Annotated in this window: 12 protein-coding genes; 7 read left to right on the forward strand and 5 right to left on the reverse strand. The window is 73.9% G+C overall.

The window, feature by feature from the left end:
• Positions 1 to 5: 5 nt before the first annotated feature.
• From ACIRF9_RS22070 to ACIRF9_RS22090, 5 genes are all read left to right on the forward strand, one after another.
• Positions 6 to 1,307, forward strand: coding sequence for an MFS transporter (locus tag ACIRF9_RS22070; RefSeq protein ID WP_403824711.1), 1,302 nt, complete (start codon positions 6 to 8; stop codon positions 1,305 to 1,307).
• Between the two features lie 8 nt (positions 1,308 to 1,315).
• A complete protein-coding gene (locus tag ACIRF9_RS22075) occupies positions 1,316 to 2,188 on the forward strand; it encodes a putative hydro-lyase (RefSeq protein ID WP_403825493.1) in 873 nt (290 codons plus the stop codon).
• A 61-nt stretch (positions 2,189 to 2,249) separates the two neighbouring features.
• Positions 2,250 to 3,008, forward strand: a complete 759-nt coding sequence (locus ACIRF9_RS22080; protein WP_403824714.1) for a LamB/YcsF family protein — start codon at positions 2,250 to 2,252, stop codon at positions 3,006 to 3,008.
• A gap of 2 nt (positions 3,009 to 3,010) precedes the next feature.
• Positions 3,011 to 3,637: a 5-oxoprolinase subunit PxpB gene (pxpB, locus tag ACIRF9_RS22085; protein WP_403825495.1), complete on the forward strand. Its 627-nt coding sequence runs from the start codon at positions 3,011 to 3,013 to the stop codon at positions 3,635 to 3,637.
• Positions 3,634 to 4,512: a biotin-dependent carboxyltransferase family protein gene (locus ACIRF9_RS22090; protein WP_403824716.1), complete on the forward strand. Its 879-nt coding sequence runs from the start codon at positions 3,634 to 3,636 to the stop codon at positions 4,510 to 4,512. Before pxpB ends, ACIRF9_RS22090 begins: the two co-directional genes overlap by 4 nt.
• Positions 4,513 to 4,553: 41 nt before the next feature.
• Here ACIRF9_RS22090 and ACIRF9_RS22095 read toward each other — a convergent pair whose 3' ends face one another.
• The 5 genes from ACIRF9_RS22095 to ACIRF9_RS22115 form a co-directional block, all read right to left on the reverse strand.
• A complete protein-coding gene (locus ACIRF9_RS22095; RefSeq protein ID WP_403824719.1) occupies positions 4,554 to 5,471 on the reverse strand; it encodes an SGNH/GDSL hydrolase family protein in 918 nt (305 codons plus the stop codon).
• On the reverse strand, positions 5,468 to 6,673 hold the full coding sequence (locus tag ACIRF9_RS22100) for a glycosyltransferase (protein ID WP_403824722.1): 1,206 nt from the start codon (positions 6,671 to 6,673) through the stop codon (positions 5,468 to 5,470). Before ACIRF9_RS22100 ends, ACIRF9_RS22095 begins: the two co-directional genes overlap by 4 nt.
• Positions 6,670 to 7,797 (reverse strand): glycosyltransferase family 4 protein, encoded by a 1,128-nt coding sequence (locus ACIRF9_RS22105; RefSeq protein ID WP_403824725.1) that lies wholly within the window; start codon positions 7,795 to 7,797, stop codon positions 6,670 to 6,672. The genes ACIRF9_RS22100 and ACIRF9_RS22105 overlap by 4 nt, the downstream gene beginning before the upstream one ends.
• A 227-nt stretch (positions 7,798 to 8,024) precedes the next feature.
• Entirely contained in the window at positions 8,025 to 9,446 is a 1,422-nt protein-coding gene (locus tag ACIRF9_RS22110; RefSeq protein WP_403824727.1) for a HEAT repeat domain-containing protein, read from the reverse strand.
• 324 nt (positions 9,447 to 9,770) lie between these two features.
• Positions 9,771 to 10,163: an ankyrin repeat domain-containing protein gene (locus ACIRF9_RS22115; protein WP_403824730.1), complete on the reverse strand. Its 393-nt coding sequence runs from the start codon at positions 10,161 to 10,163 to the stop codon at positions 9,771 to 9,773.
• Positions 10,164 to 10,437: 274 nt separating this feature from the next.
• Between ACIRF9_RS22115 and ACIRF9_RS22120 the strand changes: the two genes are divergently transcribed.
• Both ACIRF9_RS22120 and ACIRF9_RS22125 read left to right on the forward strand, forming a co-directional pair.
• Positions 10,438 to 10,632, forward strand: a complete 195-nt coding sequence (locus ACIRF9_RS22120) for a hypothetical protein (protein ID WP_055638461.1) — start codon at positions 10,438 to 10,440, stop codon at positions 10,630 to 10,632.
• A gap of 40 nt (positions 10,633 to 10,672) precedes the next feature.
• Complete coding sequence (locus ACIRF9_RS22125; protein WP_403824732.1) at positions 10,673 to 12,232, forward strand: hypothetical protein; 1,560 nt, start codon at positions 10,673 to 10,675, stop codon at positions 12,230 to 12,232.
• Positions 12,233 to 12,238: the final 6 nt, after the last annotated feature.

Raw genomic sequence — 12,238 nt, forward strand, 5'->3', positions numbered from 1 at the left:
GCCCCATGAGCACGACCCCTCCACCGCAGACCCCGACCACCGCCACGCGCCCCGCCACGGCCGGCCCCACCCCCGACGACGGGGCGTTCGCCTGGCTGCGCGCTCTCGGCCCGCGCGGGCGGCGCGCCTTCGCCGGCGCGTTCGGCGGCTACGCCCTCGACTCCTACGACTACTTCACGCTGCCCCTGAGCATGGTCGCGCTGACGGCGTACTTCGGCCTGGACAACGGCCAGACCGGACTGTTCACCACCGTCACCCTCGTCGTGTCCGCGATCGGCGGCGCCGTCGCGGGCGTGGTGGCCGACCGGATCGGCCGGGTCAGGGCCCTGATGATCACGGTGATCACGTACGCCGTCTTCACCGTGGCCTGCGGCTTCGCGCCCAACTACGAGACATTGCTGGTCTTCCGGGCCCTGCAGGGGCTCGGCTTCGGCGGCGAGTGGGCCGTCGGCGCGATCCTGGTCGCCGAGTACGCGAGCGCCAGGCACCGGGGCCGCACCCTGGGCGCGATCCAGAGTTCCTGGGCCGTCGGCTGGGGTCTCGCGGCGATCGTCTACACACTGGTCTTCACGTACGTCGACGAGGACACGGCCTGGCGTGTCATGTTCTGGACCGGCGCCCTGCCCGCCGTACTGGTCGTCTGGATGCGACGCCGGGTCAAGGACGCACCGCAGGCCGCGGCCGCGCGTGAGCAGAGCGCCGGGAAGGGGTCGTTCCCGGCCATCTTCCAGGGCCGGCTGCTGCGTACGACGCTCTTCGCCGGACTCCTGTCCACCGGCGTCCAGGGCGGCTACTACACCCTGGCGACCTGGGTTCCGACGTATCTGAAGTCGGAGCGCGGTCTGTCGGTGGTCGGCACAGGCGGCTATCTGTCCTTCCTGATCTCGGGCGCCTTCCTCGGCTACCTGACCGGCGGGTACCTCACCGACCGGCTGGGCCGGCGCCGCAACATCTGGCTCTTCGCCCTGCTGTCGGCGGTCTGCGTCCTGGCGTACGCGAACATCCCCGACGGCGCCAACACCCTGCTCCTCGTCCTCGGATTCCCGCTCGGGTTCTGCATGTCGGCGATCTTCAGCGGCTTCGGGTCCTTCCTGAGCGAGCTGTACCCGACGGCCGTGCGCGGCACCGGACAGGGCTTCACGTACAACACCGGCCGCGCCGTCGGCGCCGTCTTCCCCACCACGGTCGGCTACCTGGCCGACAGCTGGGGTGTGGGCGGTGCGCTGGTCTTCGGCGCGCTCGGCTACGGGATCGCCGCCCTGGCGCTGCTGGGGCTGCCGGAGACGCGCGGGAAGGAACTGGAGTGAACCGTCCGATCCTCACCGAGGACCGCCCTTCGGCAGCCGCACCCGCTGCCCCCACCTCCTCGGCCGTCACCGAGGACCGCCCCCTGACCCTCGTCGACGAGCACGCGCACGCGTGGAGCCCCGAAGCCGCCCGGGCCCGCTTCCGGGAGGGCCTCGCGGGCCCCACGGCCGGGGTCGCGGCGGGCCACACCCAGGTCAACCTGATCTCCGTACCCGCGGACTGGGCGTACGACATGCTGCTGTTCTGCCAGCGCAACCCGAAGCCGTGTCCGGTCCTCGACGTCACGGACGCCGGTTCCTGGTCGACCGTCCTGGCCGACGGCGCCGATCTGCGCACCGATCTGCCGCGCTACCGGGTGTGGGAGAACGGTGAGCTGGTGGACGAGCCGACGGACGTGCGCGCGTACTGGCGCGAGGACCTGGTGTCGTTCCTGATCGGGTGCAGCTTCACCTTCGAGTGGGCGCTGGCCGGTTCGGGCGTCCCGATCCGCCACCTCGAACAGGGGCGCAACGTGCCGATGTACGTGACGAACCGTCAGTGCCGGCCCGCGGGGCGGCTGCACGGCCCGATGGTGGTGTCGATGCGTCCGGTGCCGCCGAGGCACCTGGCGGCCGCCATCCGGGAGAGCAGTCTGCTGCCGGCGGTGCACGGCAGCCCCGTACACTGCGGCGATCCGTCGGGACTGGGCATCGACGACCTCGGCCGGCCCGACTTCGGCGACCCGGTGGACGCCGAGCCGGACGACATCCCCGTGTTCTGGGCCTGCGGTGTGACCCCGCAGGCCGCGGTGATGGCCTCGCGCCCGCCGTTCGCCCTCACCCACGCCCCGGGACAGATGTTCCTCACCGACGCCCGCGACGAGCAGTACCGCGTGGCCTGAGCGGCACCACACGAAGAAAACCCGGACACGGAGAAAACCCGGAAGGAACCACGAAGGAACCATGATCGCGATCGATCTGAACGCTGACCTCGGAGAGGGCTTCGGCCGCTGGGAGCTCACCGACGACGAGCAGTTGCTGACCGTCGTGACGAGCGCCAACGTGGCCTGCGGTTTCCACGCCGGGGACGCGGCCACCATGCGGCGGGTGTGCGAGCTGGCGGCCGAGCGGGGCGTGACGATCGGCGCACAGGTCTCCTACCGGGACCTGGCGGGGTTCGGGCGGCGCGCCATGGACGTGCCGCCCGCCGAACTGGCCGCCGAGGTGGCGTACCAGATCGGCGCCCTGGAGGTCTTCGCCCGGGCGGCGGGCGCGCGCGTGGCGTACGTCAAGCCGCACGGCGCGCTCTACAACCGGGTCGTGCACGACGAGGAGCAGGCCGCCGCGGTGGTGGACGGCGTGCTCCTCGCCGACGGCGCGCTGCCCGTGCTCGGGCTGCCCGGCTCGAGGCTGCTGGACGCGGCCCGGAAGGCGGGTCTGCCGGCCGTCACGGAGGCGTTCGCGGACCGCGCGTACACCGAGCAGGGCACGCTCGTGCCGCGCGGCCGGAGCGGGGCCGTGGTCACCGATCCGGTCACCGTCGTCGAGCGGTCGGTGAGCCTGGCCCGTTCCGGCACGGTCGCCTCCGAAGCGGGGTCGATCATCGAGGTACGCGCGCGTTCCCTGTGCCTGCACGGCGACACGCCCGGCGCGGTGGAGCTGGCGCGCCAGGTACGGCGCCGGCTGGAGGAGTCCGGCGTGCGGGTGGAGGCCTTCGCATGAGCATGCGGGTCCTGCCCGTGGGCGACGACGCCCTGCTCGTCGAGGTCGCCTCGGGCGCCGAAGCCCAGGCACTGCACGCCGAACTGCTGCGCCGTCGCGCGGCCGGGCTGCCGACCGCCCGCGAGATCGTCCCGGCGGCTCGCACGGTGCTCCTGGACGGTGTCGACGATCCGGTCCGTTTGACTTCCGAACTCACCTACGCCGACATCCCGCCCACTCCCCCGCGGGCGCGCGAGGTGATCGAACTGCCGGTGCGCTACGACGGCCCCGACCTCGCCGACGTCGCCGCCCACTGGGGCGTCTCCGAGCGGGAGGTGGCCCGTATCCACGCGGACACCGAGTTCCGGGTCGCCTTCTGCGGCTTCGCGCCCGGCTTCGGCTACCTCACGGGTCTCCCCGCGCGCTACGACGTCCCGCGCCGGGCCACGCCACGCACGGCGGTGCCGGCCGGCTCGGTCGCGCTGGCGGGGCCGTACACGGGGGTGTACCCGCGCTCGTCACCGGGCGGCTGGCAGCTGATCGGCAGCACGGACGTGGTGCTGTGGGACCACGCGCGTGTGCCGGCCGCGCTGCTGTCGCCGGGCACGCGTGTGCGTTTCGTCGCGGCGGAACCGGTGGGTGCCGGGTGACCGACCGCGCTCTCTCCGTCGTCCGCGCGGGGGCACTCACCACGGTGCAGGACCAGGGGCGTCCCGGGCACGCCCACCTCGGTGTCCCCCGCTCCGGCGCGCTGGACGCGCCGGCGGCGGCCCTCGTCAACCGGCTCGTCGGCAACCCGCCCGGCGCGGCGGTCCTGGAGACCACCGTCAACGGCTGCGCCGTGCGGCCCCGTTGCACGGTCACCGTGGCGGTCGCGGGCGCGCCCTGCCCGGTGACGGTGGACGGACGACCGGCCGCTTGGGGCGCGCCCGTGCGGGTGCCGGCCGGGGCGGTCCTCGACGTCGGATCCGCCGTCTCGGGGCTGCGCGGCTACCTGGCGGTGTCGGGCGGTATCGCCGTCGAACCGGTCCTCGGCAGCCGCTCCACCGACCTGCTCTCGGGCCTCGGCCCCGAGCCCCTCACGAACGGCGCGGTCCTGCCCCTGGGGCCCGAGCCCGCCCCGCACGCACGCGTGGACGTCGCCCCGCAGGCCGCTCCCCCGGCCGAACTCGTCCTCCGGGTCACGCTCGGCCCGCGCGACGAGTGGTTCACACCGGAGGCCGTCCGCGCCTTCACCACACGCGCGTACAGCGTGTCCCCGGCGAGCAACCGCATCGGACTGCGCACCGAGGGCCCCGCCCTGGAGCGCTCGCTCACCGGCGAACTGGCCAGCGAGGGCATGGTCCTGGGCGCCGTGCAGGTGCCCCCCGACGGCCGGCCGGTGGTCTTCCTGGCCGACCATCCGACCACCGGGGGCTACCCGGTGATCGGGGTCGTCCGCACGGCCGACCTCCCCGCCGCCGCCCAGGCGGTACCGGGCACACCGGTCCGTTTCGTGGCGGTACGGCGTCGCCGAGGGCGGTGACGCCCCGGGGGCGAGGCGCCGCCCGCCACCCGGAGGGTGTTCTAGGCGGCGTCCGGCTGTGGTTCCGCCCCCGACAGCGCGGCCAGTGCCGCGGAGACCGCCGCCGACGCGCGCAGGTCGAGCCGGGCGCTCGTGCCGCGCGCGCGGTGGCGCATCTCGTCGGCGGCCAGCGTGAGCAGCTGGGGCAGCAGGTCGGTGCAGCGCCGTGCCACCCAGCCGGTGCCCGCGGTGGCCAGCCACCACAGGCTCGCGGAGGTCGTCGGGGCCGGGAACTCCGGCTCCGGCGAAGGCGCGGGTCCGGTGGCGAGGCCCGCCTCCGCGAGCAGCGCGTGGAAGCGCACGGCCAGCTGCCGGTGCCCCCGCTCACCCGGGTGCAGCCGGTCCGCGCTCCACATCGCGCGGTCCGTCAGCCAGGCGCCCTCGGCCGCGTGCAGATGGACGGCTCCGTACCGGTCGGACAGCGCGTGGACGACGGCGTTGACCGCGCGCTGCCGCCGGGCCAGCGGACGGGCCAGGGCTCCGGGCAGGCCGAGCATCGCGCCCGGGTCGGGCAGACACGCGGTGAGCAGGACCGCGCCCTGTTCGGCGAAGGCGGCGTACACCGTGTCGAGCCGGGTGGCGACGGCGTGGATGTCGAAGGTGCAGCGCAGCGCGTCGTTCACGCCCACGACGACGGAGACGACGTCCGGCCGCACGGCCAGCCCGGCCGGGAGCTGCCGCTCCAGCACGTCCCGCGTCTGGGCCCCGCTGACCGCGAGCTTGGTGAACTCCACGGGCACTGCGGCCCGCTCGGCCCCCGCGGCCCCCGCGACCTCCGCGACCTCCGCCGACTCACCGTCCCCCGGCTCGGCGAGCCCGTCGGCGAGCAGCGCGGCCCAGCCGCGCCATCCGTCCCCCGCCGGGTCGCCCACTCCCTCCGTCAGGGAGTCACCGAGCGCGACGAAACGGACCGGTCTCATCCGATCCCTCCGGTCACGACAGGACGTACCCGTGCCGTCGCATCGTGCGCCGCGAGAAACGCGTCCACCGACGTCCCCCACCCGAAGCACTCCGCACGCGCGCGTGCCTCTGCCCGGCGCTCCGCCCGGGAGCGCTCCAGAAGGGACTCGACCGCGTCCGCGAAAGCCGCCCCCTGGTCGGCCGCGACGGCCCCCGCCGCCCCGATCACCTCGGGCAGGGCCGACGACGCGCTCACCACCACCGGCGTACCGCAGGCCATCGCCTCCAGCGCGGCCAGCCCGAACGTCTCCGCGGGTCCCGGTGCCAGGCACACGTCGGCGGAGGCCTGCAGCGCGCCGAGAGCATCCCGGTCGGAGACGTGCCCCAGGAAGGTCACCGGCAGCCCCCGGTCCCGGGTCCGCTGCTCCAGCCTCGGCCGCAGCGGCCCGTCCCCGGCGATCACCAGCACCGCCCGCACACCCCGCGCCACCAGCGCCTCCAGGGCGTCCAGCGCCGTACCGGGCCGCTTCTCCACGGACAGCCGGGTGCAGGTGACCAGCAGGACCTCGTCCTCGCGCGCGTACCGGGCCCGCAGCCCCGCGTCGTACAGCGCGGGATGCCGTTCGACGAGGTCGACGCCGAGCGGGGCGCGCACCACGTTCCGTGCCCCGATCCGTACGAACTCCCGCTCGGCGAACTCGGTGGTGCACACCACGCGCGCGTACGTGTGCGCCGTACGGATGTTGAGCGCGTCGGCGGTCCGCCGGGCGGCCGCCTCGGGCACGCCCCAGGTGCGCAGTACGCCGTCGGCGGTCTCGTGGGAGACCATCACGGCGGGGACGCGGGCGCGCCGCGCCCACTTGCCGGTCCACCGCAGCGTCGTACGGTCGGAGACCTCCAGCCGGTCGGGCGCGAGGTCCTCGAGGAGGCGGGCGACGCGCCGCTTGTCGGTGAGGACGCGGTAGCCGCCGGTGCCGGGCAGCAGCGGCCCTGGCAGGGTGATGACCCGCCCCTGGTCGGTATCGCGGTCGCTCGTCCGCTCGCCCGGCACGATCAGGACGGGCTCGTGGCCCGACTCGCGGTAGCCCTTGCCGAGCTCGCGCAACGCGGTGCGCAGCCCGCCCGAGGCGGGGGCGACGAAGTTCGCCAGACGCACGATCCTCAGCGGCCCCGAGCCCGGCCTCGCCGCCGACCTCGCCCCCGGACTTGTCGGCCCGGTCATGCCGCCACCACCGGCCGACGCGCGGCGAGCACGTCCCCGTAGTGGCCGATGAGTTGGTCGCCGACGGCGGCCCAGGTGCGCCCCTCGACCGTGGCGCGCCCGGCGTCGCCGTACGCGGTCCGCAGGGCGGGATCGGTGGCCAGGGCCGCCACCGCCTCCCGTACGGCGGCCGTGTCGCGCGGCGGGAACAGCAGGCCGGTGCGCCCGTGGGCGACCAGGTCCAGCGGGCCGCCCGCGGCCGGCGCGACGACCGGGACGCCGCTGGCCATGGCCTCCTGCACGGTCTGGCAGAAGGTCTCGAAGGGGCCCGTGTGGACGAAGACGTCCAGGGAGGCGAAGATCCGCGCCAGGTCGTCGCCGGTGCGGCGACCGAGGAAGACCGCGCCGGGCAGGGCCTCGTCGAGGTGGGCGCGGCTGGGCCCGTCGCCCACGACCACGACCCGCACGCCCTCCAGGCCGCACACCTCGGACAGCAGTTCGACCTGCTTCTCGGGGGCGAGCCGGCCGACGTAGCCGACGATCAGTTCGCCGTTGGGGGCGAGTTCGCGGCGCAGGGCCTCGTCGCGGTGCTCGGGGCGGAAGCGCACGGTGTCCACGCCGCGCTGCCACAGCTTGACCCGGGGTATGCCGTGCGTCTCCAGGTCGTGCAGGGCGGCGCTGGAGGGGGCCAGGGTGAGGTCGGCGGCGGCGTGGACGGAGCGGATGCGCCGCCAGGCGGTGGCCTCGCCGACGCCCATGTAGGTGCGGGCGTAGCCGGCCAGGTCGGTCTGGTAGACGGCGACGGCGGGGATGCCGAGCTTCGCGGCGGCCGCCATGCCGCGGACGCCGAGGACGAAGGGGCTGGCCAGGTGGACCAGGTCGGCACGGTGCTCGGCGATGGCCGCGGCGACGCGTCGGCTGGGGAGGGCGACGCGAACCTGGGGGTAGCCCGGCAGCGGGAGGGAGGGGACACGGACGACGGGGCACGGCGCCGAGGCGTCGGGCCCGGTACCGGCCGCGGTGGCCGGTGCGACGACGAGCGGGGAGTGACCGCGATCTACGAGGTGCCGGGCGGTCTGGAGCGCGCAGTGGGCCACGCCGTTCACGTCGGGGGGAAAGGATTCGGTCACGATGACGACACGCATACCGGTGTTGTCGCCGCCTTGGACGTGGCCGCGTCAACGTGGATCTTTCCGGCCGACAAACGTCCCATGAGCGTTGCGCTGCGCGCGCCGGCGCATCCCGCGGGGCCCGCGCCGCCGACACCCGAGCAGGTCAGACGGTGTCCACACCCGCCTGACCCGTGGGTCATCCCGTGTTCACCGAGCGGGCGCACGTCGGCCACGGCGGCGGCGTCGGGCCGCTGCTGCGGCTACATCGCGGACGCCGCGTCCGGTCCGATCCGGCTGCGTACGGCTGTCTGGACCTCCGCCTCCTCGGCCGGGTCGGCGGCGAGCCGGCGCAGGCGTTCCACGACCCTGGCGTCGCCGGTCTCGGCGTGCCGGGCGGCGATCTCGCGGGTGGCCTCCTCGCAGTCCCACAGGCACTCGACGGCGAAGCCGGTGGCGAAGGAGGGATCGGTGGCGGCGAGGGCCCGGGCGCAGCGCCCGCGCAGATGGGAGGAGGCCGTCTCGCGGTAGATGTGGCGCAGTACGGGGGCGGCGCAGACGATGCCGAGGCGTCCGGCGCCGTCGACGAGGGTCCACAGGGTCGGTGCGTCGCAGCCCTCGCCGCGTACGGCCTCGCGCAGGGCGCCGAGGACGAGATCGCTGTCCCGGGTGGCGCCCCGGCAGGCGAGCATCCGGCCCGCGGCGGCGCCGAGGGCGTCGGGCCGGTGGGCCCAGCCGCGGGCCCGGTCGACGGCCGCGATGCTGCGCATCCGTTCGAAGGCGTCCACGGCGGCCTCCACGACGCCCGTGGAGCCGGTGGCCACGGCCTGCTCGATCAGCAGCAGGGCGTCGGGATCGTTGCAGTCGGCGAGATAGCGCAGGGCGGTGCACCGGGCGCCCTCGGTGCCGTCCTTGGCGGCCTGCACGATCTCGGGCCGGTCCTCGGGGCCGGCCACGGCCGTGAGACAGCGGGCCGCGGGGACATGGAGCGCCGCGCCGCGTTCCACACCCTGTTGGGCCCACTCGAACACGGCCCGCACGCTCCAGCCGGGGCGTGGCCCGGTGGGGCTCATCTGGCGTTGCCAGCGGTCGAAACAGCCGGCTTCCTGGGCGGCACGCACGCGTGTGGAGACGTACTCACGGGGATCCTCGGCCCATAGCCGCCAGGGCCGTGGCTCGAAGGCGTCGCGTACGGCGGCGGCCAGTTCGGCCTCGCCCTCGGCGTCCGTGGCGAACCGCGCGAGCACGGGCGTGGCCAGGGCGCGCAGCCCGGCGTCGTCGTCGCGCAGGGCGAGCTCGTCCAGGGCCCAGGCCCAGTTGGCGCCCGAGGCGGCGTACCTGCGCAGCAGTTCGAGGGCGTCCAGCCTGCCGTAGGAGGCGAGGTGCCCCAGGACGGCCAGGGCGAGGCCCGTGCGTGACTCCTCGGTGTCGAAGGCGTCCTCGACGTCGAAGAGATGTGCCTCGATCTCGTCCAGCTCGCCGTTGAGGTCGAGGAAGAGTCGGGCGTAGTACAGGGAGCGGTTCTCCACCTGCCAGTCGTGGCGGGGATCGCGCAGCACACAGTGGTTCAGTGCCGCGAGCGCTTCGGCGCGCGGGGCGGTGAGCGCGTGGAGCGTGCCGTCGCCGCGACCCCTCTGCAGGAGGCCGAGCAGCGTACCGCTGGGCGCTATGACCGGATCGAACATGGGAAACAGCCTCACATCAAGCGTCGACGCAACCGGGGACGTGCACTACCTGGCCGCGTGACAACACGTCGGGGCGCCCGCCGTTTCCTGCTTGCTGTAGACCATCTTCCTCTGCCTCTCGTCGGTGGCCCATGCGGACCGCATCACGGCCCGCGCGGTGCGGCAACACCTGCCCAGCCATCGCGTCCGTGAATCACGTCGTCATGATGACCCGGCTGTTCTACCTGCCGCGACCGAAATTTCCGGCGGCCCCGTACCGCCTCCCCCGTGGTCGTTGATTTACCTGGTCAGGAACTTCGTATTACCTGTTCGGAAGCCATCGGCTCAGTGCGCGCCGAAGAGCTCGAGGAGCTCGGCCCTGGCGAACATCCGGGCCGTGTCGACGGCCGAGGGGGTGCCCGCGGACGGGTCGGCGCCCGCCTCCAGAAGGACCTTGATCACGTCCGTCTCACCCTTGAACGCGGCCCCGGCGAGCGGGGTCTGACCCCGGTCGTTGATCCGGTCGGCCTCGGCGCCGCGGGCCAGCAGGGCCCGGACCGCGTCGGCGTGGCCGTGGTAGGCGGCGAGCATCACCAGAGAGTCGCCGCGGTCGTTGGTGAGGTTGGCCGGAACGCCCGCGTCGACGTACGCCACGAGTTCCTCGGTCCGCCCCTGCCGGGCCAGATCGAAGATCTTGGTCGCCAGCTCCACGACCTCGGGGTCGGGGGCTTCAGTCATCGGCCTGGACCGCCTCTCGCTCACAACGCACTACAACCGTTCAGGTGAATCGCCAGCGTACTGGCTCGTCGCGCACATGGCCGGTCCCGTCCGAGGCAAAGATCACGAGGAGACCCGTTCGCCGCAATTCTCCTGCTCAGGAGGGCCAGCGGACCTTCCTCCATCCGGGGGAAATCAGCCGAATTCCACCCAGTTGCACCTTTTATCGTATGGATACATCCTGTGATCCTGGAAGTACTCATGGTGACTGTCCCCACGAACCAGGAGATCCCCAATGATCCTGTCCATGTCAGGTGTCGTTCTGCTCGGCATCATCGTCTTCCTGTTCTTCCGCAAGGACGGGCTGAAGGCGTCGCACGCCTGCGTCTCGGCCCTGTTCGGCTTCTACCTGGCGAGCACGGCCATCGCCCCGAGCATCAAGGCGGGCGGCGAGAGCCTGGCCGGCCTGCTCGGCGGCATCAAGTTCTGACGCCGCCCGTCCCGTCCGCACGCACCTCCAGGAGACAGCAGTGGCCCGGCGCCCCCTCCCCCGCATCCTGAGCACAGGCAGCGCGCAGATCGCCCGGAGCCGGGAGCTGGCCCGGACGGCGGCCGACAGCGCCACCGACGTCCTCCATCCGCTGATCACGATCACCCGCGGTCTGCGCCGGCTGGCCTCGGCCGGACGGCGCAGGTGGGCCGAGACCCCCAAGGACAAGCGCGGGCCGCTGCTGTTCCTGGTGGCCTCGGTGATCCTGGTCGTGGTCCTCGTGCCGTACGGCCCGCTGCTCGCCGTCATCACGCTGATGGCGGCGGCAGCCTGGCAGGGCCGGGACCGCACCCCACCGGCTCCCGACGGCCCCGACGAGTCGCAGACCGAGCGGCTCCAGTCGCTGTACGAGGCCCTGGTGCCGTACTTCTCGACGGCCGATGATCCTTCTCCCCTCTACGCCCACGGCGGCGAGTGGGAGAAGGCCTTCCCGGCGTACGAGTTCGACGGCTCGGGCCGCATCACCCACCTCGTGATCCGCTACCCGGCCTACTTCCCGGACGGCGACGCCGAGCCCCGTACGCGGATCGAACTGCTGCTCACCGCCAAGTCGGGCCGCGGCCGCGAGTACCTCTTCACCTGGGACGAGGAGGGCAACGAGCTGACGGTCGGCGTCCTCGCCCCGCTCCCCACCGACATCGCCGCCCAGCGCTTCGTGACCGCGCCCGGCGAGACCGTCCTGGGCTTCACCGACCCCACCCGCGTCCAGCGCACGCTCCCCCTCACCCACGGCGAGGAACAGCGGGACGTCCCGCCGATCGTCTGGCGCACCGGCGTCCGCTCCACCGAGCCGCATCTCCTGGTGGTCGGCCAGCCCGGCAGCGGCACCTCGACCCTGCTGCGCTCCATCGCGCTCCAGGCCCTCCAGTACGGCGACGTCCTCGTCGTCGAGGGCGGCGGCACCGGCGAGTACGCCTGCCTCACCGGCCGGGACGGCGTCCTGGGCGTGGAGGTGGGGCTGGCCGGGGCGCTGACCGGTCTGGAGTGGGCGGCACAGGAGACCGAGCGTCGGCTGATCGCGGCGAACCAGGCCCGTCAGGCGGGGCAGACACCGCCGGACGACACCAAGCGTCCGCTGTGGATCCTCCTCGACCGCCCCACCGCCTTCACCCCGCTCGCGGAGGCGGACGGCCGCAAGGACCCGCAGTCCTTCCTCCAGGTTCCGCTGCGGCACGGCCGGGCGGCCGCGGTGACGGTGGTCGTGGCCGAACAGTTCGACAGCCTGGACCTGCTGAGCGACGCCGTGCTGCAGCACACGCGTGCGCGTGTCGTGCTCGGGCCGGCGTCGGCCGGGCGGCTGGCCTCCGTCCTGGGTGCTCCCCCGCACACCACGCCTGTGGAGCAGGTCCCGCCGGGGCGCGGGTACGCCCGGCTGGGGGCGGGGCCGGTGCACCGGCTTCAGGTGCCGGCCACTCCGGATCCGTACGACGACGCGACGAGTGACTCGCAGCGGCAGGCGGTGCTGGAGCTGTTGCCGCCGCGGAGTACTCCGGCGGACGAGGAGGCGGTGCCGGTGGAGGCTTTGGTGGCCGAGGCGTAAGCAAGT

Source organism: Streptomyces sp. NPDC096132 (assembly GCF_044763345.1).
Classification (GTDB): Bacteria; Actinomycetota; Actinomycetes; order Streptomycetales; family Streptomycetaceae; genus Streptomyces.